This window comes from Alicyclobacillus suci, from assembly GCF_017329615.1.
Lineage (GTDB): Bacteria > Bacillota > Bacilli > Alicyclobacillales > Alicyclobacillaceae > Alicyclobacillus > Alicyclobacillus suci.
Genome location: NZ_JAFMTW010000010.1, coordinates 49,369 through 74,204, shown reverse-complemented (window position 1 = coordinate 74,204; position 24,836 = coordinate 49,369). Strand labels below are relative to the sequence as shown.

General features: G+C 53.3%; 27 protein-coding genes, 4 tRNA genes and 1 other RNA gene. 26 read left to right on the top strand and 6 right to left on the bottom strand.

Going from position 1 to position 24,836, the window contains the following annotated elements; all coding sequences use genetic code 11:
• The first annotated feature begins 73 nt into the window (after nt 1–73).
• A complete protein-coding gene (gene helD, locus J3482_RS07630; protein WP_206922238.1) occupies nt 74–2,425 on the top strand; it encodes an RNA polymerase recycling motor HelD in 2,352 nt (783 codons plus the stop codon).
• Between the two features lie 7 nt (nt 2,426–2,432).
• On the opposite strand, the gene J3482_RS07625 is transcribed toward helD, so the two are convergent.
• Nucleotides 2,433–3,341, bottom strand: coding sequence for a DMT family transporter (locus J3482_RS07625; RefSeq protein WP_206922237.1), 909 nt, complete (start codon nt 3,339–3,341; stop codon nt 2,433–2,435).
• Nucleotides 3,342–3,716: 375 nt separating this feature from the next.
• Here J3482_RS07625 and J3482_RS07620 point away from each other — a divergent pair, with 375 nt between their 5' ends.
• Nucleotides 3,717–4,628 (top strand): ROK family protein, encoded by a 912-nt coding sequence (locus J3482_RS07620; protein ID WP_223204181.1) that lies wholly within the window; start codon nt 3,717–3,719, stop codon nt 4,626–4,628.
• Nucleotides 4,629–4,695: 67 nt separating this feature from the next.
• Here J3482_RS07620 and J3482_RS07615 read toward each other — a convergent pair whose 3' ends face one another.
• Nucleotides 4,696–4,944: a YkuS family protein gene (locus J3482_RS07615; RefSeq protein ID WP_146823606.1), complete on the bottom strand. Its 249-nt coding sequence runs from the start codon at nt 4,942–4,944 to the stop codon at nt 4,696–4,698.
• A gap of 144 nt (nt 4,945–5,088) precedes the next feature.
• On the opposite strand from J3482_RS07615, the gene J3482_RS07610 reads away from it, so the two are divergent.
• From J3482_RS07610 to J3482_RS07580, 7 genes are all read left to right on the top strand, one after another.
• Nucleotides 5,089–5,418 (top strand): hypothetical protein, encoded by a 330-nt coding sequence (locus J3482_RS07610; protein ID WP_146823604.1) that lies wholly within the window; start codon nt 5,089–5,091, stop codon nt 5,416–5,418.
• Between the two features lie 303 nt (nt 5,419–5,721).
• Complete coding sequence (locus J3482_RS07605) at nt 5,722–6,060, top strand: hypothetical protein (protein WP_146823602.1); 339 nt, start codon at nt 5,722–5,724, stop codon at nt 6,058–6,060.
• 137 nt (nt 6,061–6,197) lie between these two features.
• Complete coding sequence (locus tag J3482_RS07600) at nt 6,198–6,512, top strand: hypothetical protein (RefSeq protein WP_146823600.1); 315 nt, start codon at nt 6,198–6,200, stop codon at nt 6,510–6,512.
• Between the two features lie 67 nt (nt 6,513–6,579).
• On the top strand, nt 6,580–6,801 hold the full coding sequence (locus tag J3482_RS07595; RefSeq protein ID WP_146823598.1) for a hypothetical protein: 222 nt from the start codon (nt 6,580–6,582) through the stop codon (nt 6,799–6,801).
• A gap of 52 nt (nt 6,802–6,853) precedes the next feature.
• Nucleotides 6,854–6,929 (top strand) — tRNA-Lys (locus J3482_RS07590).
• 7 nt (nt 6,930–6,936) lie between these two features.
• A tRNA-Met gene (locus J3482_RS07585) sits at nt 6,937–7,012 on the top strand.
• Nucleotides 7,013–7,015: 3 nt separating this feature from the next.
• A tRNA-Asp gene (locus J3482_RS07580) sits at nt 7,016–7,092 on the top strand.
• A 378-nt stretch (nt 7,093–7,470) separates the two neighbouring features.
• Here J3482_RS07580 and J3482_RS07575 read toward each other — a convergent pair.
• A complete protein-coding gene (locus tag J3482_RS07575; protein ID WP_206922236.1) occupies nt 7,471–8,007 on the bottom strand; it encodes a 1,2-dihydroxy-3-keto-5-methylthiopentene dioxygenase in 537 nt (178 codons plus the stop codon).
• A gap of 338 nt (nt 8,008–8,345) precedes the next feature.
• Here J3482_RS07575 and J3482_RS07570 point away from each other — a divergent pair, with 338 nt between their 5' ends.
• The 3 genes from J3482_RS07570 to mtnB are packed head-to-tail and all read left to right on the top strand — an operon-like array spanning nt 8,346 to nt 10,853.
• Complete coding sequence (locus J3482_RS07570) at nt 8,346–9,581, top strand: 2,3-diketo-5-methylthiopentyl-1-phosphate enolase (RefSeq protein ID WP_146823579.1); 1,236 nt, start codon at nt 8,346–8,348, stop codon at nt 9,579–9,581.
• Nucleotides 9,578–10,246 carry an MtnX-like HAD-IB family phosphatase gene (locus tag J3482_RS07565; RefSeq protein ID WP_146823570.1) on the top strand — a complete coding sequence of 223 codons (669 nt, stop codon included), beginning with the start codon at nt 9,578–9,580 and terminating at the stop codon, nt 10,244–10,246. Before J3482_RS07570 ends, J3482_RS07565 begins: the two co-directional genes overlap by 4 nt.
• Nucleotides 10,233–10,853, top strand: a complete 621-nt coding sequence (gene mtnB, locus J3482_RS07560) for a methylthioribulose 1-phosphate dehydratase (protein WP_146823568.1) — start codon at nt 10,233–10,235, stop codon at nt 10,851–10,853. The genes J3482_RS07565 and mtnB overlap by 14 nt, the downstream gene beginning before the upstream one ends.
• Nucleotides 10,854–11,022: 169 nt before the next feature.
• Here the strand turns inward: mtnB and asnB are convergent, their stop codons facing one another.
• Both asnB and J3482_RS07550 read right to left on the bottom strand, forming a co-directional pair.
• Entirely contained in the window at nt 11,023–12,870 is a 1,848-nt protein-coding gene (gene asnB / locus J3482_RS07555; protein ID WP_206922235.1) for an asparagine synthase (glutamine-hydrolyzing), read from the bottom strand.
• Between the two features lie 110 nt (nt 12,871–12,980).
• Nucleotides 12,981–13,766: a YheC/YheD family protein gene (locus J3482_RS07550; RefSeq protein WP_223204179.1), complete on the bottom strand. Its 786-nt coding sequence runs from the start codon at nt 13,764–13,766 to the stop codon at nt 12,981–12,983.
• A 118-nt stretch (nt 13,767–13,884) separates the two neighbouring features.
• On the opposite strand from J3482_RS07550, the gene J3482_RS07545 reads away from it, so the two are divergent.
• From J3482_RS07545 to J3482_RS07500, 10 genes are all read left to right on the top strand, one after another.
• Nucleotides 13,885–14,172, top strand: coding sequence for a late competence development ComFB family protein (locus tag J3482_RS07545; protein ID WP_146823563.1), 288 nt, complete (start codon nt 13,885–13,887; stop codon nt 14,170–14,172).
• Between the two features lie 4 nt (nt 14,173–14,176).
• Nucleotides 14,177–14,656, top strand: coding sequence for a tRNA adenosine(34) deaminase TadA (gene tadA, locus J3482_RS07540; RefSeq protein WP_438938568.1), 480 nt, complete (start codon nt 14,177–14,179; stop codon nt 14,654–14,656).
• A 10-nt stretch (nt 14,657–14,666) separates the two neighbouring features.
• A tRNA-Ser gene (locus J3482_RS07535) sits at nt 14,667–14,756 on the top strand.
• A gap of 23 nt (nt 14,757–14,779) precedes the next feature.
• An RNA gene (gene ffs / locus J3482_RS07530) (signal recognition particle sRNA large type) lies at nt 14,780–14,953 on the top strand.
• 208 nt (nt 14,954–15,161) lie between these two features.
• A complete protein-coding gene (locus J3482_RS07525; RefSeq protein ID WP_206922234.1) occupies nt 15,162–16,271 on the top strand; it encodes a two-component system sensor histidine kinase NtrB in 1,110 nt (369 codons plus the stop codon).
• Nucleotides 16,272–16,374: 103 nt separating this feature from the next.
• Entirely contained in the window at nt 16,375–18,108 is a 1,734-nt protein-coding gene (gene dnaX / locus J3482_RS07520) for a DNA polymerase III subunit gamma/tau (protein ID WP_146823559.1), read from the top strand.
• Nucleotides 18,109–18,113: 5 nt separating this feature from the next.
• On the top strand, nt 18,114–18,419 hold the full coding sequence (locus J3482_RS07515; RefSeq protein ID WP_146823557.1) for a YbaB/EbfC family nucleoid-associated protein: 306 nt from the start codon (nt 18,114–18,116) through the stop codon (nt 18,417–18,419).
• A 1-nt stretch (nt 18,420) separates the two neighbouring features.
• The gene (recR, locus tag J3482_RS07510) at nt 18,421–19,020 is read left to right on the top strand and encodes a recombination mediator RecR (RefSeq protein WP_146823555.1); all 600 of its coding nucleotides are present in this window, start codon (nt 18,421–18,423) and stop codon (nt 19,018–19,020) included.
• A gap of 109 nt (nt 19,021–19,129) precedes the next feature.
• Nucleotides 19,130–19,477: a YaaL family protein gene (locus J3482_RS07505; RefSeq protein WP_146823553.1), complete on the top strand. Its 348-nt coding sequence runs from the start codon at nt 19,130–19,132 to the stop codon at nt 19,475–19,477.
• Between the two features lie 13 nt (nt 19,478–19,490).
• A complete protein-coding gene (locus tag J3482_RS07500; protein WP_206922233.1) occupies nt 19,491–19,763 on the top strand; it encodes a pro-sigmaK processing inhibitor BofA family protein in 273 nt (90 codons plus the stop codon).
• A gap of 105 nt (nt 19,764–19,868) precedes the next feature.
• Here J3482_RS07500 and J3482_RS07495 read toward each other — a convergent pair whose 3' ends face one another.
• On the bottom strand, nt 19,869–21,557 hold the full coding sequence (locus tag J3482_RS07495; protein ID WP_146823551.1) for a putative polysaccharide biosynthesis protein: 1,689 nt from the start codon (nt 21,555–21,557) through the stop codon (nt 19,869–19,871).
• Nucleotides 21,558–21,685: 128 nt separating this feature from the next.
• Between J3482_RS07495 and ytaF the strand changes: the two genes are divergently transcribed.
• The 4 genes from ytaF (at nt 21,686) to tmk (ending at nt 24,831) form a co-directional block, all read left to right on the top strand.
• Nucleotides 21,686–22,294: a sporulation membrane protein YtaF gene (gene ytaF, locus J3482_RS07490; RefSeq protein WP_223204178.1), complete on the top strand. Its 609-nt coding sequence runs from the start codon at nt 21,686–21,688 to the stop codon at nt 22,292–22,294.
• Nucleotides 22,295–22,371: 77 nt separating this feature from the next.
• Entirely contained in the window at nt 22,372–22,590 is a 219-nt protein-coding gene (locus J3482_RS07485) for a sigma factor G inhibitor Gin (protein ID WP_146823550.1), read from the top strand.
• Nucleotides 22,591–22,768: 178 nt separating this feature from the next.
• Nucleotides 22,769–24,181, top strand: coding sequence for an aminotransferase class I/II-fold pyridoxal phosphate-dependent enzyme (locus J3482_RS07480; RefSeq protein WP_146823548.1), 1,413 nt, complete (start codon nt 22,769–22,771; stop codon nt 24,179–24,181).
• On the top strand, nt 24,178–24,831 hold the full coding sequence (tmk, locus tag J3482_RS07475) for a dTMP kinase (protein ID WP_206922232.1): 654 nt from the start codon (nt 24,178–24,180) through the stop codon (nt 24,829–24,831). The genes J3482_RS07480 and tmk overlap by 4 nt, the downstream gene beginning before the upstream one ends.
• Nucleotides 24,832–24,836: the final 5 nt, after the last annotated feature.

Sequence of the window (24,836 nt, the reverse complement as noted above, 5' to 3'; positions counted from 1 at the left end):
AGCGGACGCATAGATGTCGTCGTTGCGATGGGATTATCATGGGGACGTACCAAAGATTGTGAGGTCTTAACTCATGGCAAATGAAGTGTGGCAAGCGGAGCAGCAGTATGTTCATCACGTTACGGCGCGCATCAAGCAAAAGATAGATGCCATTGCGCGCGAAATGGGTGGCGTGAAGAGCGAAGTTGTGGAGATTCGACGTAATTTTTGGGATGATGTGACAGTCAATTTGGGCAATATGGACGACATTACGGAGACGCACTTCGCAATTCGCCAGCAGGCTGAAATTTTATCCGAGCGCGAACGTCGGTACAGTCATTCTGCAGATGCGTTGAAACTGCTTACGCGGTTGGTGAATTCGCCGTTTTTCGGACGCATTGACTTCATTGAGCAAGGTGCGCGCGATGTTGAGAAAATCTATATCGGTATAGGTGCGTTTCGCGACGAGGAGACCGATGAAATTCTGGTTTACGACTGGCGGGCGCCGATTTCGAGCCTCTATTATGATCACGCGCCGGGTCCTGTCTCCTTTGAGGCCCCAGCGGGGGAAATTGCAGGCGAGATGACGGCAAAAAAGCAGTATGTCATTCGCAACGGGAAGATTGAAGTAATGTTTGACGCGGCAATTACCATCGGGGACGAGTTGTTGATGCAGGCTTTGGGGCGTCATGCAGACGCCCAAATGAAGAGCATTGTTGCCACAATTCAGCGGGAACAAAACCAAATTATCCGCAATGACGTGGCAAGTATGTTGATAGTTCAAGGGGCAGCCGGCAGCGGTAAGACGTCCGCTGCACTGCAGCGCGTCGCGTACCTTCTATATAAGCACCGAGGGACGCTCCTTGCCAATCAAATGATTTTGTTTTCCCCGAATCCGATGTTTAATAGTTACGTCTCAACGGTTTTGCCGGAATTGGGTGAGGAGAATATGCAGCAGACGACGTTTTACGATTATTTACAACATCGTCTGGGGCGGTCGTTTACATTGGAGGATCCGTTCGATCACCTCGAATACTTATTGACAGCCAACTCCACCCGTGCGTACGAGGTCCGCTTGGAGGGTATTCGCTTCAAATCTACACGCCCTTTTTCCGATGGAATGGTTCGCTATGTCGATGCCTTGATGCAGGAGGGGATGCGTTTTTTATCGATTCGCTTTCGCGACAAAGTAATTGTCTCAAAGGAAGCGATTCGCGAACGGTTTTATGCGTTTGAGCCTTCGTTGCGCATGCATTTGCGTATGGAGCAGTTGCGCAAGTGGCTGTTGGAAGAGGTAGACGCGTTTGTCGAGCGGGAGATTCATGAGTCTTGGGTTGAGGACGACCTCGAATTACTCAATCATGACGACTATCAACGCGCTTACAATCAGGTACGGCGTATGCAACGACATGCGGATGCGTCTTTTGACGATTTTAATCAGGAGAAGGAAGTACTCTCGCGGATGGTCGTCAACCGGCGTATGGGAAAGGTTCGCCGCGCGATTCAACAACTTCGTTTTGTTGACGTTCGTGGCATGTATCGGCAATGGTTTGCAGACGCATCGCGATTCGCTCAAGTGTTTTCGAAGGAGGAATTGCCCTCCTGTTGGCAGGAGATCTGTAAACAGACGGTGACCCGTCTTGATGCCCGCGAACTCGCTTATGAGGATGCGACACCTTACTTGTATTTCATGGAATTGATTCAGGGGATGACGCTCAACACGGCCGTGAAGCACGTCATTATCGACGAGGCACAGGACTACTCTCCATTGCAAATGGAAGTGCTACGCAGACTATTTCCGCGTAGTCGAATGACGGCGCTCGGCGACCTCAATCAGTCGGTGTTTGCGCATGTGTCTGGCCTTGGCAACCCGCGTGAACTGGAGACATTGTACGGAGCGGATAAAACGGAAATCGTCAAATTGTGGCGGAGTTATCGTTCTACGCAGGAGATTGTGTGTTTTACGCGAGGAATGATTGAGGGTGGTAAGCAAATCATCCCGTTTGCCCGCTCGGGACCAAAGCCCAGTGTCATTGTGCTGCATGCGAATGTCGATTACGATCAGCATATTGTACACGAGGTAGAGGACTTGCAAGCAGCCGGTTATTCATCCGTGGCTGTCATTTGCAAAACCGCGGCCGAAAGTCAGGTCGTATTTGAGCGCATTGGCGGGACTTTGTCCGCTCGTCTCATCCGCAAGGAGACGGCGACGTTTCAGCCGGGGGTGCTCATCATTCCCGCGTATCTCGCGAAAGGTGTGGAATTTGACGCGGTTGTGATTTATGACGGTTCTGACCAAGTGTATCACCGAGCACTTGAGCGCCAATTGTTTTATACTGCTTGCACCCGGGCGATGCACGAATTGCGCATCGCCGTCAAAGGTGAGCCGAGTCCATTTATCACGACGCAAGATGCGGGGACGTATACGTTGACTGAGCGCCATTAGTATCCGTTTAGGAAGATACCACCTGTTGGTCGTTTGGCTGTGAGCGTCTGCGTGGCCGGTTGACAAAGTAGATACTGACGAGGATAAAAATCAATCCGACTAGTAGATAAATGGTGACACGTTCGTGTAAAAACAGGGCGCTTGCAAGGATTGCGATGAGCGGGATGAGGAACGTATAGGAAGCGACTTTGGTCGCTTCTCCTGCACCGATGAGCGTAAAGAAGGCCAACCATCCCGCTGCAATCACGAAAATCGAGATGAATAGGAGCAATCCGACAAAGGACAGGCTCCACTGGATATCCGACCAGCGCTCCACCGTCGAGCCGACGCCCGTCATGAACAACCCACCGACAATAAGTTGGACGGTGACGAGCCAGATGGAGTCGACCACGTCGCCTCGTTTCTTGACGAAGGCTGTACCGAGTGCCCAAGCGATGGCGGTGCCAATGGCGAGTAGAATGCCAATGACGGAGACGTGACCAGACAGACTGCCTGCACTGACGATAGCGACGCCCACGAAGCCCAGAATCAGCCCAACCACTTTTAACCCGTACATCGCTTCACCAAGCCAAATCCAAGATAGAATTCCGAGTAGAACGGGCTGCAAAAAGACGATGACAGAGAAAAGTCCGGCGGGTAGATAACCTAATCCAACGGTCTGCAGTCCATAAAACAAGACGATGTTGAGCCCACTCGACGCGAGATAAATTTTCCAGTGCCGCTTGAATTGCAATTGTCTGCGTTTGGGTAGGGCGACGAATAGCAGTAGACCGCCACCCAACAGCGTGCGAATGCCCGCGAAGAGAATGGGCGGCGTATAGTTTAATGCGGTTTTTGACAACGGCCAGTTGACGCCCCACATGATAACGAGAAATGCGATTAGAAATATCGTTTTGCTTGGCGAGAGACGTCTCACGAAATTGCCACCCCTTGAACATGAACTACCAAATATCATACGCCTCTCGAAGGAATAAATGAAATTCGCCACAGTACAAGGCTTTATCGTGCATCTGAGACGGCATTAGAATGGCATTACGCGATGGTTCAGGCGCTGTGGTAAAATACGCGAAGGATAACGTCAGGGCTGGAACTGGCACCAATTGCTTGAAGGGTTTTCAAGAAAAACTGGCTTCAGTTGAAGCGCAGACATGATACAATACTCGACGGACTAAAATTCGGGGTGTCATCGTAAATTTTGTACGAGCAGCGGCAGTGAAGACTACAAAAGTGTCCGCTCTATTGATGGAAGACGGGCGCAACTGGGAAAGGAACTTTCAGGATGACCGAACGTGTGGCATTAGGAATAGATGTTGGCGGAACGAACGTCAAAGTAGCGTTTGTCAAGGAAGATGGAACCGTTATCGCGCAAGGGTCGATCCCGACGGATCCCGCTCGCGGCCCGGAACGGTTTTCGTTGGAAGTTGCGGAATACGCCAAAGCGCTAGCGCAAAAACACGCTGTCGTGTGGGATAGCATCATAGGCGCTGGTGTTGGTCTGGCTGCTTTTATGGACGTAGACAAGGGTTGGGTGGAAGAATCGGTCAACCTGCACTGGTACAACGTACCCATTGGCGAGTTGTTGTCGAATGCTCTAGGCAAATCGGTGCGGATGGATAATGACGCCAATGTGGCTGCATTGGGTGAAGTCTGGCTGGGGGCGGGTCGGGATGCGCGCACGGCACTGTGTGTGACATTGGGAACCGGTGTTGGTGGGGGCATTGTGATTGACGGGCGCATCCACCGCGGCGTGTCCACGATGGCGGGCGAAATTGGTCATATTCAGGTGAAGAATGACGGCGAGTTGTGCAACTGTGGGCACCACGGCTGTCTTGAGACGCTGTCGTCCGCAACCGCTTTAGTGCGCCACGCCAAGGAAGCTGGCCTCGTCGGGCAATCAGAAGATTTAACTGCGAAAGAAGTATTTGACCTCGCCGCAGATGGCAACGAAATCGCACAGGTGGCTGTCGCGGATATGATTCGTTGGCTGTCGCTCGGACTCTCCATTGGGGCAAATTTGCTCAATCCGGATGTCATTATTATTGCGGGTGGCGTTGTCGGCGCCGGGGATGCATTGATTGAACCACTACGTGCGGCATTTGCGCGGGATGCGCTGGTGCGCGTGAGCCGGTCTTGCAGCATTGTACCGGCAACACTGGGTTCCCAGGCGGGCGTTCTCGGCGCAGCGCGCTTGGTATTTCAGTAAAATCTGCAAGCGCTTATATTGCGTGAAGACGCAGGACGGGCAGTACATGGCCCGTCCTGCGTTTTGCTTAATGAATGAATTCCTGCACGCGATGGTAGACGTCTTCAGGCGTCAAGCCGTCCGCAGAAATCACGGGGACATTGTTGACCACAGTCTGAATGCCCATTACATTTTTGTCGGCACCGGTAATCACGATGGCACACACGCCCGGCTGGGACTGCGGTTGGTCTGCCGTCATGTCCACCACTGGACATCCACGCTCTTCCAAGTATTGCTTGACAGGAGTCAGCCCTTGTTCCACTGCAACAGACTTCATCGACATCGCCTCCATGACAGGAATCAATCGTGTACTTGCGTATTGTTTGTCGTCTCGCCACGAATATTCGGCTGAATCCGTTGCACAAGGCGCAAGCTAGGCGGTAATCTGGAGATAGCTTTGTACAAGCAAGGAGGAACATATGTGATTGCTTTCCATATGATTTATGGTCTTCTACTGATTCTCCTAGATCTCGTGGTGACGATTTGGGAAATCTCCACGCGCTCTGGCGCACCAAAAGGGCTTCGGGGTGCCGCGATTGGTCTAATGGATCTGCAGATTATCATTGGTATCATCACCTGGATTATGGCCAAACCCGCCGCTTCCTTTGTCTGGCACCCAATTTTCATGGTCGTGGCCATCATCATCGCGCACATCTTCACCAGTAGGCGCCGCAGTAAGGGCACCCGCGTCACGGGTTGGGTTATTACAGACGTTCTGTTAATCCTCGGCGCAGCGCTGTTCCACGGATAAACAAAAAGATTTTTGAGTCGGGCAAGGGGCTGTCCCAAGGCTATCGTAGATGGCTAGGGACAGCCCCTTGCCGTTTGGCGTTTCGAGGGTTGGTCATGGCCCAACAAGCTCAATAAGGCACTTTTCGTGCTTTAATCGGTGAAAAAAGGGTGGCGGTGTCTTAATAAGACAATCTGTTGGCGGCTTCTGTCGCCCCGGTTGAGCATCCCGTTCGCCGCCCCCCGGCGCATTCCCCGACGACCCCTTCGCACATAAGCGCGTTTCCCGGCGGGTAAGCTAGGACTCGCAAAGGGGGAGAAGCTGGTGAGCCGAGAAGAGCACCACGAGAAACTTTCCAGTTTGGGGTTTTATTTTGAAGCGGAGGATTTACCCATCATTAATGACTATCAGGGGGATTGGATGGTTACGGGGGATCATAAACCCGACAATTATTGGGTTGTCACCACGGATGGCAAAGGTCACCCGATTACAGGCCATCCGAGTCCGCAAGAAGCATTGGACTGGGCGCGGAACAACGGTTGGCTGCCAGCGTACGTCGCGCCCTACGGCACGTATGTGGAAGGCGCGTTGGACGGTGTACAACTGCACGATTGGATAGCTAATGGCCGGCACGAGCGCAAACATTCGCACCGCTTTCATTAAGTTGCGGGGTTTGGTTGGAATCGCGCGTGCCGGAAAGAGATTCTGTTACTAGCAACACTCACCAACGACAAACGGTGGAACTCCTAGTAGAATCGATAGCAAAGAGACTATCGGTGTTGAATTAAGGAGCTTTCGCAATGGTTGAGGTGTTGCAAGTACAAGTAAGACATCCAGGGATCGCGCTGACGGATAAAGAGCGCAGGCTTGTGGACAGTTTGGTACAGCGTATTTGTATTTACCATGTTCGCCGGCGCTTGACAAGGCCGTTTCGCGTTCGTCGCGCGCGTGTCGATTCGATTCATCTCTTGGTCAATCAAGATGTCATTGTGGAGAACGGGCTCACGAACGATGAGGCGCAATTGATTATGCACGATTTGGCCGAGGATATTCGTCAGACATTAGAAGCGTGCGACATCTTCGCGCAAGACGTCCTGCTGATATCAAAGGCGTAATCTTTTGGGATGTGCGTCTACCGTGATACAATCCAGGTGGGTATTCGCGGAGGAGGCGCTTGTCTTAATGAAATTGCACATTTCAATTTTTCAGTTGCCGGATGGAATGCACATTGCGACTTGTGCTGAGATTCCAATGTGTCAGGTGCTTCGTCAAAATAAGGGACATGCGATTCAAGACGTGAAAAAGATGGTGCGCAAATTTTTGGAGGAACGAGCCGAACAGGGGCGTCCGTTTGTGCCCGAGTTGCGCGAATTCGAAGTGGAGAATATTACGCTCCATGAATAGTTGACAGATATTCATCATCTTTGTTATATTAATCAGCGTTCTCGATTCGTGTGGGTCATTAGCTCAATTGGCAGAGCATCCGACTCTTAATCGGCAGGTTGAAGGTTCGATTCCTTCATGACCCACCATATCTGACGCGGGGTGGAGCAGTTGGCAGCTCGTCGGGCTCATAACCCGAAGGTCGCAGGTTCAAGTCCTGCCCCCGCAACCACGTGGAGCTGTGGTGTAGAGGCCTAACATGCCTGCCTGTCACGCAGGAGACCGCGGGTTCGAATCCCGTCAGCTCCGCCAAGCCAACGAGTCCCCGTCTAGGGGGCTCTTTTTTTGTTTTCGCGCGCTGAGACGCCGGCGTTCCGCGTAGGGACAACGCGTTCGCGCAAGGCTTTTGCTCTGGTATCCGGGCGAATGCCCTGCTCACGAAAGACACCCCAACCATACCCTATAGCGACGCAGCACAAAAGAGGAGGATGTAAGATGTACGGTGTTTTCGGTGGGTATACGCGTTGGGCAGTGGTCTTTTTGATCATCTTCGTTCTGTTCTTCCTGTTCGTTCCTGCGGCTCCGGTGGCAACCCCAACGTGCTAACTTGGATCCCATCACAAATATTGCGGCACAATAGCAACAGGGGCCACGCGAGTGCGTGGCCCCTGTTGTTTTTCACGATGGATTTTACGCTTTTTGGAAGGCGGGGTCGTTGAAGGGGTGTGCGACCCAGCCGGCGGGATCGATAAAGAGGCGAACAGCGACCACTTTCCGCTCATCCGTCAGCGTGAAGAAATGCGGATTTCCCTCTGGTACGGAGATGACATCACCCGCTTCGAGAATCACGTCGAAATAGCCGTCATTGCCCTTAATGACAAAAATGCCGCTCCCAGATGCGATGGCGCGCACTTCGTCTTCTGTATGTGTATGAACCTGCTCAAATTTTTGTAGAAGCTCCTCGATGTTCGGCGTGGTATCGGACAAGGAGATCAGATCCCACTTGATATAGCCGCGCTTTGCGCTGAGATCTTCGATGTATCCTTTTAGGGAAGCGAGGATTTCCTCCTTTTCAGCGTCCGTCAAGTCGTATTTATTTTGTAGCGGTGCGGGAATGACACTGATATCCCAGTGGTCATAGTAGACGTCATTGGCTGTCAAAAAAGCGCGAACCGCTGTTTCGCCTTCAATGACTTCGTTGGTATTTCGTACACGAATGGTGGCCACAGGCAAGCCCTCCTAATTTATGATTTCGCAACCACATGGACGATTATGTTGTTTGACTGTTCTATCTTAAGAGAATCCGGGATGTTTTGTCTACGTACTGTGCGGCGGTTCTGAACGTTTGTGAAAACGAGAATGATCTGGAGTTATCCACCGATTTAACACACTTATCCACAGAAATATGTGGATAAGTGTGTGAGTAATGTGTGAATGGGTTGTGGAAATGTAGAATGTCAATCACTTTACACACATTTCAATCGTTTTTCGAGTTACCCAGCTATACAGCGAATTGGCCAGTATGCCATGATGTTGATGATGAAACGGTAGGAGTGAGACAGGGTATGGATGAACGCCAGGACAACCAGCCACAAATGGTGATTGCCACGTACCGTGTGATAGACAATCCACAGGCGCTGGCCAAGCGCGCCGAAGGCATCGCCGTCGGTTTGACGATAGGGAGCTGGACTGAACTTGTGCAAACCCGCCATCAACAGGTGGCCTTGCATTGTGGACAAGTGGAAGGCATTGAGGTGATTGACGAGGTATCAGGTGGTCGCGTCGTCGCGGAGATCTCCATCGGTTATCCACAGGCGAACTTCGACGGGACGTTTGCATCGCTGTTGACAACGGTGTTTGGGAAACTGTCCATGGATGGTGAAATTCGTCTCATTCGGTTGCAGATTCCTAACCAGCTTGCCGCGCAGTTTCCAGGGCCCAAGTTTGGTGTCAGCGGGTGTCGCGCCCGCTACAACGTTGAAACGCGTCCACTCGTCATGAGCATTTTCAAAGCCTGCGTGGGGCTTACGCTGCCAGAATTGGTGGAGCAGTTTGAGGCACAGGCGCGAGGCGGGATAGACCTCGTCAAAGACGACGAAATATTCTTCACGGAGGCTTACGCGACACCGGAGGCGCGCGTGGTCGCCTATCGGGCTGCTGCAGAACGAGTAGCTGAGGAAACTGGGCGTGAGACGGCGTATGCCGTCAATTTGACTGGTCCGGTACACCAGTTGCAACAACGCGCACAAAAGCTTGCAGAGCTGGGGGCAGGTGCCTTGTTGGTCAACATGGTCGCGTATGGGTACGATGTCGTCGCGGCGTTGGCCGCTGATCCGGAGATTCATGTACCAATTCTTGCCCATCCAGCAGTGTCCGGCGCCCTTTACGGCGGGGATACCTATGGCATAGAAGCAGACATTGTGTTGGGTCAATTGGCCCGAATGGCGGGGGCCGACATGGTGATTTTTCCGTCGATGTATGGTTCTGTCGTACTTGGCGAGGCTGCCACAGCGCGACTCATCGGGCACTTGCGCAGCGAGTCTGTCCACAGACCTGCGTTGCCCGCACCATCAGCGGGGATTTATCCGGGGTTGGTTCCACAGTTGTACCGCGACTTTGGCAATGACTTGATTGTCAACGCAGGCGGCGGGATTCACGGCCATCCGGGCGGCCCTGCTGCAGGCGGGCAGGCGTTCGTGGAAGCCATTCGCGCGGTTCAGGGAGGTCAGTCACTGGTCGACGCAGCCAAGGACAGTGACAGATTGCGCCAAGCGTTGGAGAAGTGGGGGATTCCTACGTGAACGTTCGTGTCATTTGTGATTTTGACGGAACCATCGCAGAGAAGGATATGATTGCGACCATGATGCGCGAGTTCGTACCGGACGAGGCCGAACCTATCATTCAGGCGGTCTATCGTGGGGAAAAGACTGTGCGCGCAGGTGTCGAGGAGATGTTCCAACTATTGCCGTCGGCGCGTTTTGAGGAAATCGCAGCATTCGCCAGGCGAAATACAGTGGTGCGACCGGGCTTTCAGGAATTTATCCACAGCTGTGGACAACTTGGGTGGAAAGTCGCAATTGTCAGTGGTGGCTTTGACTTTTTTGTCCACCCCGTTATCCACAGCTTATCCACACCTGTGGATATTTACTGTAACCAACTCGATCTCAGCGGCCCACGCTGCCGCGTGAAATGGGGGGTTCTCTGCGATGACGCGTGTACGGGTGACTGTGGATTGTGCAAACCAAGTGTGATGCGTCAACTGGCCGATGGACAGACGCGCTTCATTGTGGTTGGCGACGGTGTGACAGATTTCAAGGCGGCTTTAGAGGCGGACTACGTCTTCGCCCGCGCTCGTCTGCTTGATCTCGTTCGCGACCAAGCATTGCCCGCGTCGCCATTTGATACGTTCTACGATATTGTCGATGTGATTGAAGATGGGGGTTCGAATCTATATGCACACCTTTGACGAAGCCGCGCAAGCGGTGATTTCGTTGGCGCAATTTTGCAGCCATAAGGGCTGGCTGCCGGCGACCAGTGGAAATCTCTCGGTGTTGGTCGAGCGGGATCCGATGAAAATTGCCATTACCCGCAGTGGTGCGGACAAACAGCGGCTGCAAGCAAACGACATCTTATGTGTTGATGAACATATGCAGGTACAAACAGATACCGTCTATCGGCCGTCAGCGGAGACGAGTGTTCATATCGAGTTGTACCGCAAGTTTTCTTGTGGCAGCATTCTACACGTTCACACAGTATTTAATAATCTGGTCAGTGAGTTGTATGGGGACGAGGGGGCCGTGGCCATTCATGGTCACGAGTTGCTAAAGGCCTTGGGACACTGGGAAGAAGATGCGGAAATCAGTATCCCCATCGTCCCGAACTACGCGGATTTAGCGCGCCTTGGCCAAGCTGTTGCCGAGGCGGCGCGCGCTGAAGTGCCAGCCGTACTCGTCAGGAACCACGGGATTTACGCTTGGGGGGATACGCCGGAGGCGGCGCGGCGGCACCTTGAGGCCATTGAGTTCCTCGCGGAGTATGTGTACCGGTTAGGCGTCGCCCGCGATATTGGGTGACGTTTGCCCAGCGGACGTGTGGTTCTTCCTCGCTCATTTAAGGTTCACTGTGCTATTCCGCGCGCAGAAAAGCTCTGCCTGTCGCAATGTGGATAGGCAGAGCTTTTCTGTGGCGATGCATCTGACACATTGGAGTAGGCGTTTGCGTAAGCGAACGATGAACGAACGATTAGCGAACGCTGACGTTGTACTGCTTTAACCATTCATTGGTTTCGTAGAGGTAATGGAACATTTGGGCGGTGCCCATAATTTGGCCGAACCACGGGCGGTGTTCCATTTTGTTGTGACTCATCGCGGCTAGCGCACGCACGGCATTTTCGTCCACAAAGGGATGAATCGGCGAACGCTTGTCGTCGAGCATGGCTAGGGCTTTGCTGCGCACCAGTGCCAGATAATCGGGATTCGGTGTCGATGGATACGGGCTCTTTTTGCGATACAGTGCATCGTGTGGCAAGAAGCCTTCCATCGCTTTGCGGAGGATGCCTTTTGTCTCATTGCCGACGGTTTTCATCTCCCATGGGATATTGAAGACGTATTCGACCAGTCGGTGATCACAAAATGGTACCCGTACCTCTAGGCCATTGCCCATGCTCATTCTGTCTTTTCTATCCAATAACGTTGGCATAAATCGCGTGATGCTCAGGTAGCTAATTTCGCGAATCCGCGCATCGCGGGCCGATTCCCCGGCGAGTCGAGGCACTTCGTCGAGTGCCTGACGGTAGCGCATTTGCACGTACTCGTATGGATGGATTTCGGCTTTGAGTTCATCCGACATGATGTTGACGCGCTCGGCCAGCCGTAACGACCACGGAAATGTGTCCGCCTTGAGCGATTCCTCTCGATGGAACCATGGATAACCGCCAAATACTTCGTCGGCTGCCTCTCCAGACAGCGCCACGGTGACGTGCTCTTTGACCGCTTTACAGAATAGATAGAGTGACGTGTCGATATCCGCCATGCCGGGCAAATCGCGCGTGAAGAGCGGATGGAGCAAATGAGCCTCCAAATCGGGCGTGTCGAAGATGACGCGGTGATGGATGCTGCCGATATGTTCAGAGATAAGTTGTGCCCAGGGCCCGTCAAGGCTCTTTTGGAAGGCGTTGGCCTGGAAATATTTTTCCATATCTTTAAATTCAATGGCGAAGGTATGCAGCGCGTCTCGCCCTTGTTGTGCGAAATAGCGCGCGGCAATTGCGGAGACCACGCTGGAGTCCAGGCCGCCGGACAAAAACGTCGCGATGGGCACGTCGGAGATGAGCTGTCGTTCGACGATGTCAATCATCAGTTCACGGACCGTTTCGACTGTCTTCTCCAGTGAGTCCGTGTGTTCATAGCTCTGTAGTTTCCAGTACTGGCGGATGGTGATGTCATCTGGCGTGCCAATCAGCAGGTGACCCGCGCGCACCTCTTCGATATTTTTAAAAATGCCTACACCTGGTGATCTCGCTGGGCCGATGGCGAATACCTCTGCAAGTCCTTCCGTCGTGACGACCGGGTCAATGGCTGGATGCGCCAAAATCGCCTTTAGTTCTGATCCGAAGACGATGCCATGCCTCAGTCGGCTGTAGAATAGCGGTTTGACACCGAGCCTATCCCGAGCCATAAACAGCCGCTGGTTCGTGTTATCCCAAATCGCAAACGCAAAGATTCCGTTAAATTTCTCAACACAAGCCTCACCCCATGCGACATATGAGACCAGCACGACCTCCGTGTCGGAATAGGATTGAAACTTGAAGCCAAGCGCCAATAGCTCTTTGCGGATATCTTCTGTGTTGTACAGCTCGCCGTTGTAAACGAGCGTGTACTCCTTGTCGCCAAAGCGTCTGACCATGGGCTGAACGCCGCCGTCGGGATCGACTACGATGAGACGACGATGCGCGAACAGCGCGTGTGGATGCGACCAAAATCCAGCCGTGTCTGGCCCCCTTGAAGTCAGTGCTTCGCCCATGTGTTTTACGGTCTCTGTCTCACTCGTGAGATCACGTGACCAATCGACCCAACCTGCAATACCGCACATGTGATTCAGTCCTCCCCACGATTGTCTCTGTTCCCGTCAGGCGGGGGCGCCCAAAACATACCCACACTGTATGCAACGGTGTGGGCGGATGTGACGGTTGTGCATCATCTTTAGGTGAAAAACAGATCACGTAGCAATGTCGAAAGCCACTGTCGGCGACGCTCTGCGGCGCGCGCTTCGATTTGTTCGTAAACGGTTTTGTCGGGGAGTTGCGTAAATAGTTGGTGACTGGGGCCCCCCAATCGGTCGTTGGTATTGACTTCAAATAACCACACTTGTCCTTCTGCGCCTAGGCCGTAATCGATGCCGACCTCGTCAAACGGCGCGTACGTGTCTAGCACTTGGCAAATTTTCAGACTGACTTGTTTCAACTTGTTTTGTATCCGGCGTTGCTTTACCGCTTTTGGATAGAGTTCGCGCAGGATGTCGCGGGTTTGATGCACTTCGCCGCGTCCGGTTCCGATATTCGAGACGATACTGTTTGTCTGGGCGACGCGGGCGAGCGTACCTGCAATGAGCCACCCGTCAGATTGCCGCTGACACAAGACGCGAATGTCAAATGGCCTCCCTTGCCAAGTTACAACCGGTGCCGCCTGCTGTACAATTGTAGTCAATGGGTGGTACAACATGTATAGGTGCTCAAGGAGCGCCTGGGTGCGGCGATAATAGAGGGTTCGTCCAGTTTGGTGAAGAAGTGTCCAGCTGTGTTCGCCAGATTGCTCACAGCGAGCGATTTGGTGTCCGCCCCAAGTGTCCACTGGCTTGATATACCAGGCCGAATGACCCTCCAGTCGAGTGGCTGTACATTGGTTCAGCAAGAGCGTGTAGGGAATTCGCAATCCCTGGATGGCGTCGTGTGTCAATGCGAGATACATCTGCCATTTATCCAGGAACATTCTGTTTGGATTGAGACGTCCGCGTGTCAGTTCGATGACCTCCTTCGTGTTCAGCGCTAATTTATGCGCATGCCACGTGAGTGGCGTCAACGACGCACGGATGGAGGGAGCGTTGTGTATGACGGTTTATAACGTGACTGAAAGATTGGCGAAAGAGATGATTGCTTCGCCGGAAGTTCAAGGTGTTGTTCAGTGTTCGTGTGCGCAGTGTTTAGACGATATATTGGCGATGGCGCTCAATCATTTACCTGTGCGCTATGTGTCGACCGACCAAGGTGGGACCTATGTAAAAGCCGACTACATGCACCCACAGTGGCAATCTGATGTCTTGGCAGAATTGATTCGAGCGGCGGAGGTCGTTGGACGGCAGCCGCATCATGGATTGCTGACTGGCGAAAGGGTGTAAACGCGTGGAGCTGTACAGGACGGATGACGATTTCATGCGACTGGCACTCGCGCAAGCACAAATGGCTCGCGCGCAACAAGAGGTGCCGATAGGCGCAATTGTCGTCTGGAATGGGGAAGTGGTCGGCGTAGGGTACAATTTGCGGGAGACGTGGCGGGATCCGACTGCGCATGCCGAATTGATTGCCATTCAATCGGCGAGCCGACGACTTGGTGCCTGGCGGTTGACGGAATGTGACCTGTATGTTACATTAGAACCCTGTCCCATGTGTGCTGGTGCCATCATGTTGTCGCGCATACGACGTTTGATTTACGGTGCCGACGACCCCAAGGGTGGGGCAGTAATGTCGAAACTCCCCTTATTAGAACCCGGATTATGGAACCACGCACCAATCATTACATCTGGCGTTTTAGGACAGGATTGTGCTAATATATTGAGGGAATTTTTCAAGGGAATGCGTGAACGGCGCAAGAACCTTGATTGATGTTTGATGTGGAGAGATGTCTGAGTGGTCGAAAGAGCTCGCCTCGAAAGCGAGTAGCTCTGCAAGGGGCTCGTGGGTTCGAATCCCACTCTCTCCGCCACGATGTTGAGTGCGCGTATGTGCACGCACTCAACGCATATCGTCGATTCACGTGATGTCTGACCAAGACCCGACTGGGTCCCATGCGGCGAAAACTTCCGAACCGTGTCAGGTCCTGACGGAAGCAGCACTAAGGAAGACCTTTCGGGCGACGTGGGCGTGCCTGGTCGGGTCTTGGTCAGACGTCATGTGGTGAGTAAACAGGTCTACAGCCTCGAAAGGCAGGGCCTGTTTTTTGCGTTTGTGTACACAAGTTTCAGATATGTGGTAGCTTTCTGTGCGATGTGTGTCGGAAGTTGTCGAGCCAATGGAAGTTTTGTCACGCGGGAGGATTTGCTGATCTCATAAGGAATATTCGTTGCAAAAGAACTCTTTTCAGACTCTTTAAGGGGACTGGTGATGGAGTATGGATCAGCATTCGATGTTTTCCGTTGAACCGGATTTGTTGCCTGACACACAGCTTCTGAATGCAGGGATTCTATACTTAGCGAAAGATGGTACAGTCGCCATTTTGAATGATATCTCGGCGGAATTGATAGGGATGCCGCAAGCGACCGGATCGATTGTTCCTCTGGAGATGGTCCTCTCTGAAGAAAGTGATGAATATCAGATATTGCTGCACATTTTAAACACGGAATGCGAGTACCGGGATGCGGTCGTGCGTTGGGAAGTGGGTACGGATGTACGCCACGTGCTGATGGATACGTTCACGCATCAGGCTGCGGATGGCCAGGTACAGGGCATGTATATCGTGATGAAAGATATGGGAAATTTTGCGACGCTCGACCAACAGACGCAGCGGTTGGAGCGGGTGGCTACCGTAGGCAAGGTGGCTGCTGGTATTGCTCACGAGATTCGCAACCCGCTAACCACGGTGAAAGGGTTCTTGCAAGTGTTGGAGAATCGTTTGCATGAGGGGCTAATGGAAGAAGAAGTCCAGTACGTGGAAGTGATGATGAGCGAAATCGAACGGGTGAACACGCTTGTCGCCGAATTGTTGCTTTTATCGAAACCGAATCGAATGGAGAAGCAAACGTTCCCGATGGCGGAATTGCTCAACGAGATTCACCCGTGGATTCAGGTGAACGCGCGCGAGCATCATGTGGAGTGCGTGTACGATATACCTGAAGGGCTCACGATTTTTGGCGACCGGGATATGTTGAGGCAACTTTTACTTCATCTCATAAAAAACGCTGTAGAGGCCATGGATGCACAGGGGAGTCTTGCGATTGGCGCGAAGCAGGTCGCGGGTCGCACGGAGATTTACATTTCCGACACGGGGCCTGGAATCCCTTATTACTTGGTCGATAAGATCTTTGATGCCTTTTACACGACGAAAGACAAGGGGACGGGGCTTGGCTTGGCGATTTGCGAGCGAATTGTGGCTGACCATGGTGGCACCATCCGCGTCGCTTCCAAAGGCTTTGGCACGACGTTCACGGTGAGCCTGCCGAACGAAACGCAGTCGAGTACGAACCTATTTTTACGTAGTAACGCACACTCTTTATCCTCATGAAAGGAGCGCAGGGGCGCCCTCTGGTTTCCTGGAACCTCCTGTCCTCTAGGCTTGGTCGCATCCCGCCCGCTGTGGTACTGTAAAACCAGAGGGAGGGACGGCAGTGTCCTACCAAGCACTCTATCGAATTTGGCGCCCCCAGACCTTTTCGAATTTAGTGGGGCAACCGCATGTGCGTCAGACGTTAGCGAATGCTATTACGTCTGGGAAGATTGCGCACGCTTACCTGTTTTGTGGCCCGCGTGGAACGGGGAAGACGAGTGCGGCCAAATTGTTTGCGAAGGCCGTGAATTGTGAGCGTCGAAATGGCGCGGAGCCGTGTAACGAGTGTAGTGCGTGTGTGTCGATTACCAATGGCTCAAACGTCGATGTCGAAGAAATTGACGCGGCATCCAACCGCGGCGTCGATGAGATTCGCGAGTTGCGCGATAAAGTCCATTACGCACCGACTACCGTAAAGCGCAAAGTTTATATTGTGGATGAAGTTCACATGCTGACCACAGAGGCGTTTAACGCGCTCTTAAAGACGCTCGAAGAGCCGCCGGCACATGTTTTGTTCGTGCTTGCGACGACGGAGGCGCACAAGATTCCGGGGACGATTGTATCGCGGTGTCAAAGGTTTGATTTTCACCGCATCTCCCCTGAAACGATTGTCGAACGCCTACAGGAGGTCGTGGCGCACCAAGGCTGGACGTGTGATGTCGGCGCGCTGTGGAAATTGGCAGAGGCGGCAGACGGCGGGATGCGCGATGCCCTTGGGCTTTTGGAGCAAGCCGCTGCGTTTGGCCAGGGCACCATCAATGAGGCGCACGTGGCTAGTGTCATTGGCGGCGTCGACACAGGCGAACTGCTGGCATTGGTCAGCGACCTGATGGACGCTTCGTACCTCGAGGTGCTCAATCGAATTTCTTCGTGGTATGCCGGGGGCAAGGATGCGAGCCGCATTGCCTTCGACTTATTGCAAGTATTGCGCGATTTGTTTATTGTCATGCTATCTGCTGGTGATGACGCGCTGAACGGAAAACCCGTCGCCCCGTACCGATTCGTTACGTCGAAGCCCACTTGCAGCACAGACTGGTTACTTCTGGGCGTCTCCAAGTTAGGAGAACTATATACTCAGCTGCGCTATGTGGAACAACCGCGGTTGGCTTTAGAAGCAACTTTGATGTCGATTGCCACTGCGCCCAAGGTGAGTGCCGTGGCCGATGGAGCGGCGCCCGTGGTGGTTCAACGGAAAGATGAGGTGACGGCGGCAATGCCTGCGGCAGAGGCGTTGCGGGATGTCCAGCGGCCTCCTACGACGCCAGACGAAGCGCAGAACGAGAGCGCTCCACGGGTAGCGACGGAAGCAGAGGCGGTTGCAACGAAGCGGCGTTCACGGGCGGCTGAACAGCGAATTTCCGCTGCAGGGCGCAAACGAGAGACACTTGCGCGATTGTATCGAGATAGGCATCCGCAGGTGGAGGCGATGGTTCACGAGCGTTGGCCGGATATTCTGCACAAAGTCAAACAGGATCGAATTCAGTCGCACGCCTGGCTGATGCATGGCGAGGTTGCAATGGCCACGGAATTTGCCGTCGTATTGTCATTTGCGAGCCGCATTCATCGCGAGGCGGTGATGAAGCCGGTAGATAGACGGGTGATAGAATCTGCGGTATCGCTCATGATGGAACGCGAGATGCAGATTTTTGCACTCTTGAAGGAAGATTGGGACGAGTTTACTGCATCGCTGACCCGGGTGGACGATGGTTCTCAGCGGGCAGAGCAAGAGGATATTGTCGGTCGAGCACGTGCGTTATTCGGCGAGGATAAAGTGGTTGTAGAAACGAAGGAGTGAACCTCATGAAAAACATGAATCAGTTGATGCGACAGGCGAAGAAAATGCAAGAGGACATTATGAAGGCGCAGGAAGCCCTGGGTGAGCGCACGGTGGAGGGCACGGCCGGCGGTGGTGCTGTGAAGTTGGTGATGAACGGGCATAAGGAGCTTTTGTCGGTTGAAATTAACCCGGATGTCGCGGGGGATGTGGAAATGCTGCAGGACTTGATTCTAGCCGCATTTCAGGATGTCAATCAAAAGGTGACGGAATTGACGGAGTCGGAGATGGGCAAGTACACAAAGGGCATGAATATCCCGGGACTGTTCTAAAATGTGGGGCTATCCAGAACCTGTTTCGCGCATGATTGAGCAGTTTATGAAGTTACCAGGCATCGGGCCGAAGACAGCGGCCCGACTTGCATTTCACGTGATGGGGATGGAGCAAAAGGACGTTGATGAATTCGCCAAGGCTTTGAAGGATATCAAAACAAAATTGACGGAGTGCGCCATCTGCTGCAATATCACGGAAACGAGCCCTTGTTCGATTTGTGCGGATCCGCGCCGCGACAAACTGGTCATTTGTGTGGTTGGCGAGCCGCGAGATGTCGTCGCTATGGAACGCACACATGAATATAACGGTACCTACCACGTCCTGCACGGTGCCATCTCACCGATGGAGGGAATTGGCCCGCAAGATATTCGGATTAAGGAACTGGTGACGCGGATTGGTCAGGAAGATATTGATGAAGTGATTTTGGCGACCAACCCAAACGTCGAGGGCGAGGCGACCGCGATGTATATCTCGCGTTTGCTCAAGCCATTCTCTTTGAAGATCACGCGGATTGCACATGGTCTACCAGTCGGCGGTGATTTGGAGTATGCCGACGAGGTGACGCTCGCCAAAGCCTTGGAGGGCCGGCGAACGCTCTAGTCCTCTTCTGTCCCCTTTGAGGGTTTACTAACTTATTGACAGAGCTACAGGCATAATTCGCCTCCTTGCCAACTATGATTTACTAAGCTTTGGACAAGGAGGCCGTTTTATGACGTCGTCGCAATTACCAATCGAGGCGCAGGCCATCACCGGTGTGTCTAGTTCGTCTGACTCCCGCCCCCATCAAGAGACCCTTCCTCCAAGCCATCAGCTAGATTTGTCGCGGTTTGACAAGCAGTCGCTTCTCACAGAAATCCTGAAGAGTCGCCGCGAGCTTATGATAGCGAGACAACAATTTGAGCAGGTCTCTGATCCGCTACTGATTGACCATATCGTATTTCGCATCAGCGCGGCCGAGCGTCAGTTGAACTTCTTGTTCCGATTGGCCCGGGAAAACGGCGTTTCATTTGATGGAATACAGTGGCAGTGGCGAGACGAGACATGGCAGGTCGACTAGGGGAGGGCGTGCTATGCATATTCCGGCCATGTGGTTGTGGGTCTGCGTCATTGTCATCGTTGCATTTTTAATCGGTCAGTTCTTTCGCAAGCCGGGAACGGTCGCATGGTTGATTGTGCGGAATTGTGCGCTGGGATGTCTGTTTGTGTTCGCGGTGAACTGGGTGGGGACGTATTTACACTTTCATCTGCCGTTTAACCCAATTACGGCGCTTACCGCCGGATTTTTAGGGTTGCCCGGCATCGCAGCGCTGGTCGCGCTCAAGCTCTGGGTGTTTGCGGGGTAGTGCCTGTGTTAGTCCTGACGCGCAGCTCGATGCGTGGAATGGTGGTTGGTTGACGGTTAAGATAGGGGAACACCATATTGGGTAGTAAACCGCATGTGCGGTTTACTACCTTCTTCTTTTTGCTCGGGTACGTGCGGGGGGTTTTCGTTGTGTTCTAGCGATACGGCGGCCAAACTTACTCAAATACCTGCCGACACCTGGAACCGACTGAAGTTCATCTGTGCGCAGCGCGCCTGTTCTGATAATGGTGTATAGATACACCACGGCGCCAATCCCGCCCGCAATGAGCAATTGAAGGACATAAATGAACCGCTTGTCTCCAACCACGTCGACCAACGTCATGTGCGCAAGTGCGTTGACTACGAACAGGCAGACGACCAGGATGACAGAGGCCAGCAAGAACGGCCTCATGATTCTGCGGACAGAGAAATGCACCTGTCCATATTTTTTGACGGCCATGATATTGAGTGCCGACGATACCAAGTAGCCAATCGTCGTCGCCAACGCCGCACCAATTACCGAGTGCAATACGAGAATCAAAATGAAGTTAAAACCAGTCTTGATAGCGACGCCGAGAAACATATTCCGCACGGGGCGATACATTTTGCCGAGCCCTTGCAGAATATAGGTTGAAATCAATTCAAGACTTGAAAAGATACTCATGAACGAAACGGTTGAAATAATCGACCAGCCCGCCGACGCGCCAAAAATGGATTCGTTGATTGCCCGGCTGAGAACCAGGAGAACAGCCGCCGTCGGAAAGCTGATGAGAAACATACTGCGCAGGGTAAAGACAATGCTCTCTTGAATTTTTACGTGATTTTGACTTGCCTTGGCGGCGGATACTGCGGGTAACACAGAAACGCCAATCGCATACGCGAACGCCATCGGCAGTTGCACGAGATACATTGCCTGACGCGTGAGAATGCCGTAATTTGCGGTGGCTTCCTGAAAGGTTTGGCCAACACTTTGCAGCAGATTGGTCACCGTCCAAGAATCGACCAAGTTTGCAATCGGCACGACGAGCCCGCCTAGGCTGACCGGAATGGCCAGGCGGTAGACCATACGCAAAATCTGGCTGTCGCGGAACGGACTCTCTTCATAGCCGTATGTGCGCTCTGTGCGGCGGAGCGGTCGTACGGTCACAATCAGGAGAACGAGCCCGGCGACACCGCCCACAAAGCCGCCGAAAGTTGCAGCGGCTGCGCCCGCCACACTCTTACTTAACCCCCACTGATTGACCACGAGATACGCGCCGACGACCATCGCGATGACGCGGAATAGCTGCTCCACTGTCTGCGAGTAGGCGGGGCCGGAAAGTTGCTGAAATCCTTGCAGGTATCCACGTAGTCCGCTCATGGCAGGAATCACGAGGAGCATCAAGGACACCGCGTGAATCGAGGGGACGTTCTGTGCAATGGACGCTTTTGGGTCTTTAAATGAAATCAGATGCGCAAACAGCGGTGCGCCAAACCACATCAGTAAAAAAGCTATCACGCTGAAAACCATCAGGGACCGCATGGTCACACGATAAATATGCTCAACGATAGCCCGGTCACCAGTGGCGCGCCGTTCGCTGATAAGCTTGCCCATGGCGAGCGGAAATCCACTGGTCGCAAGCTGTTGAAGGATGTTGTAGACAGAATAGGCATTGGAGTAGATGCCAAGACCGGCGCCACCAATCAGTGCCGTGACAGGGATAATCCACACAAGGCCCAAGACCTTCGCGAGTGCGACACAGATAACATATAAAGAGGCTCCACGGGCGAGGTTCGACGAACCTGTTCGACTCACCTCTCCACCTCCGTTTCGACAAGCATTATAGCATAGCCATCCCGCATCACGCCGATGACTTCTGGCGATATCTGAAACAAGGCCAAGCGTTGCTCATAAGGTGTTGTGAAGACCGGGGGTGGGCACGCGTGATATCCAGTATTTTGACAATGGCAGCCCTCGCTGTCGCGGCAAATTTGGATAATGCCGGAGTCGGAATTGCATATGGTGTGCGCAATATTCAAATCTCCTCGGCCGCGAACCTTCTCGTCGCCGTGATTTCGGGCATTGCGACGATTTTATCGGGATGGGTAGGTCGCTTGATGAGCCACTATATTCATCCGTCTGTCGCGTCATACATCGGCGGTTTCGTGATGTTTGCGGTGGGGATATGGGTACTGAGCGAACCATTGCGCGCCAAGCGCAAAGAACGCAAAAAGCGGCAATCTGGCGTCATCGGCCGAATTCTCGAAGATCCCGTGGTCGCTGACTTTGACCAGTCACAGACAATCAGTTTGACGGAAGCGACCGTACTCGGCGCCGCGTTAGCGATGAATGCTTTCGCTGGAGGATTCGATGCGGGTGTTACCCACTTAAACGTATGGTGGACGGGATTATTTGTGGCGATGATATCGTACGTCTTGTTGGGGTTCTCCGCATTTTTTGGCCGCCGTTACGCAGCTCGGGCGCTTGGTAAACACGCAACGTTGTGTGCCGGATTGCTACTACTGGCCATCGGGGTTCATCAAATTTGGTAGCTAGGTATAGAAAAAAGCAAATAAAGTCAAGACTGACATTAGGTTATCAATTTCGGATTCGCGTGAGATGTAGGTAGGTGAGTGAGTTGGAGAAGCAGGTTGCGGCAGATTCATCCTGTATTATCTGTCATCTAGAAAAGCCCCATGGAATTCGCATTTGTGGTCAATTTATCTGCACCGACTGCGAACGCGACATTGTACATTCTGAGGTGAACGATGCGCATTATCAACACTATGTCACAGAGATGAAGCGCATCTGGTTATCCGCACAATCAACCTATACAGAAACGCCCTAGGCAGTGAAAAAAACTACGTGACAAGAAGCATCGGGGATTGTCTGGAATTTGCCAAACTAGTTGGTTGCAAATTCCGGAGTCTCCGATTGTCGTTTTTCAGTCCTATGTTTTCGTTGCTTCGGATAAACAATCATCCTATCATGAGAGAAGCGATTCTGAAGATAAGGACGGGCGACGTTTGCGAGATAGAAAAGTTTCGACACCCATTATCGACCAGTTGATTGCGCACGCGATGCGCGAAAAAGTTTCCTTGCACGTACCAGGGCATCATCAGGGTCGCACGCTCTTCGGCCCGCTTGCCCAGTGGTTGGGACAGGCTACCAAATGGGACGTGACTGAGTTGCCCGACCTCGATAATCTGCATCATGCCACTGGCTGTATTCGGGCGTCACAGGCGCTTGCTGCAGCCCACTATGGGGCAGATCATTGTTTTTATAGCGTGAATGGTGCCACGGCGTGTGTCATGGCGGCCATCGCCGCGAGTGTGCAAGCCACAGGGCGAAATCAAGTCGTCATTCTTGGGCCATGCCACATGAGTGCTTGGCGTGGGCTCGTTTATGCCGACGCCGGCGCGGTGTTTGTGCCAAGTCCCTGGCGGCAGGAGATTATGACCTTTGGGCCGCCTAATCCGGTACAGTTAGCGAATCAGTTGGCACAAATGCGCGATGTTGCGGCGGTTTTTGTCACGTCCCCGACTTATCAGGGCGTCGTGGCGCCGGTTGCCGAGATTGCACGTGTCGCCCACGAATATGGTGTGCCGCTGATTGTCGATGAAGCGCACGGGGCGCATTTCGGGTTGATTGACGCCTTTCCGCGCCACAGCGTGGAGCAAGGGGCGGATATTGTCATTCAGAGTCCGCATAAGACGCTTCCTTGCTTGACGCAGGCGGCGTGGGTACACGTCAGCGGGCCGTTGGTCGAAGCTAGGCTGGTTGAGGAGCGTTTGTTGTTTCTTGAGACGACCAGCCCATCCTATCTGCTTCTGGCGTCGCTGGACGGGGCGCAGGCGTGGTTGCATACAGAGGGCGCAGAAGCAGCGCAGCGGACGTTCGAGTGCCTTCAACAGTATCGGAGTGCCCATGCGCCCATTGGGATGGCAACCGACCCGATGCGGGAGTGGATTCCGACGGGAGCAGCCAACGAGAGCCAGCGGCTTGAGACGATGCTGCAAGAGCGCGGCATCTTCATAGAGTTTGCAGATGCCAGCGGCGTCCTCGCAATGTTTGGTTTCTCACAGCCCGCATATGAATATGGGAAATTTTTCGAGGTCCTGGAGGCGTGGCGGAAAACGCGTGTACCAGTCACGGCAGATTTTGCGCTGGTCGCAGAACTTTACCAGCTCGCAGGAAGAACGCGTGCAGTTCTCTCGCCAAGTGAAGTCACGCGGCACAGACGCGTAGCCGTGCCTATCGGCCAGGCAGCGGGGCGCATTCTGGCGACGCCGGTTGCGCCGTATCCCCCGGGTGTGCCCGCGCTGTGGCCGGGGCAGGAGATTGGCCAGGCGCTTGTCGATTCGCTTATTGCGTGGTTGCAGCTTGGTGGGACGGTAGTCGGAATTGACGAACAGTGCCAGTTGGAGGTCATTGAGTGACACGCGGGGTATTTATTACGTTTGAGGGCATTGACGGTGTTGGAAAGACGACACAGATTCAGTTGCTAGCGAGGGCGCTGGCCAAGGCCAACGTCGATGTCGTATGTACGAGAGAACCAGGTGGGACGCAGCTCGGTGATCAGATCCGGTCTTTATTGTTGAGTCGGGAGAACCAGTCGATGGCGCCGCGGACGGAGGCTTTGCTCTACGCTGCCTCGCGGGCACAGTTGGTTGAAGAGGTCATTGTGCCGGGCTTACAGGCGGGAAAGGTCGTGCTTTGTGATCGATATGTGGATGCGTCTATTGCGTATCAGGGCGGCGGCCTTGGACTCGGTGAAGAGGCGGTAGCGCAGATGAATGAATTTGCCGTGAACGGCGTGTTGCCTGATTTGACAATTTTGTTTGATCTCCCATTGGCCGATGCCAGGGAACGCCTGCGGCAATCGCGGGGGGCGGCCCATTTGGATCGCATTGAGTCCCGTGACGCTGCATATTTTAGTCGTGTACAGGCTGCTTTTGCCAGATTGTCTGCAAAGGCCAAATCGCGTATTCAAATCGTCGATGCGCGCCATTCCGTCGATGCACTGCAGCAGGAGATTTACCATATCGTATGGAAACACATCGCGAGGGAAAAAAATCTTGAACGGTAGGTGGA

What these genes read in the sequence shown, in the direction of transcription:
- helD (WP_206922238.1), top strand. Translation starts at nt 74, where the DNA reads ATGGCAAATGAAGTGTGGCAAGCGGAGCAGCAGTATGTTCATCACGTT.
- J3482_RS07615 (WP_146823606.1), bottom strand. Translation starts at nt 4,944, where the DNA reads ATGAAGTCTGTTGCAGTGGAACAAGGGCTGACTCCTGTCAAGCAATAC.
- J3482_RS07600 (WP_146823600.1), top strand. Translation starts at nt 6,198, where the DNA reads ATGGTTGAGGTGTTGCAAGTACAAGTAAGACATCCAGGGATCGCGCTG.
- J3482_RS07595 (WP_146823598.1), top strand. Translation starts at nt 6,580, where the DNA reads ATGAAATTGCACATTTCAATTTTTCAGTTGCCGGATGGAATGCACATT.
- J3482_RS07570 (WP_146823579.1), top strand. Translation starts at nt 8,346, where the DNA reads ATGGATGAACGCCAGGACAACCAGCCACAAATGGTGATTGCCACGTAC.
- mtnB (WP_146823568.1), top strand. Translation starts at nt 10,233, where the DNA reads ATGCACACCTTTGACGAAGCCGCGCAAGCGGTGATTTCGTTGGCGCAA.
- asnB (WP_206922235.1), bottom strand. Translation starts at nt 12,870, where the DNA reads ATGTGCGGTATTGCAGGTTGGGTCGATTGGTCACGTGATCTCACGAGT.
- J3482_RS07550 (WP_223204179.1), bottom strand. Translation starts at nt 13,766, where the DNA reads ATGTTCCTGGATAAATGGCAGATGTATCTCGCATTGACACACGACGCC.
- J3482_RS07545 (WP_146823563.1), top strand. Translation starts at nt 13,885, where the DNA reads ATGACGGTTTATAACGTGACTGAAAGATTGGCGAAAGAGATGATTGCT.
- J3482_RS07525 (WP_206922234.1), top strand. Translation starts at nt 15,162, where the DNA reads ATGGATCAGCATTCGATGTTTTCCGTTGAACCGGATTTGTTGCCTGAC.
- J3482_RS07515 (WP_146823557.1), top strand. Translation starts at nt 18,114, where the DNA reads ATGAAAAACATGAATCAGTTGATGCGACAGGCGAAGAAAATGCAAGAG.
- recR (WP_146823555.1), top strand. Translation starts at nt 18,421, where the DNA reads ATGTGGGGCTATCCAGAACCTGTTTCGCGCATGATTGAGCAGTTTATG.
- J3482_RS07505 (WP_146823553.1), top strand. Translation starts at nt 19,130, where the DNA reads ATGACGTCGTCGCAATTACCAATCGAGGCGCAGGCCATCACCGGTGTG.
- J3482_RS07500 (WP_206922233.1), top strand. Translation starts at nt 19,491, where the DNA reads ATGCATATTCCGGCCATGTGGTTGTGGGTCTGCGTCATTGTCATCGTT.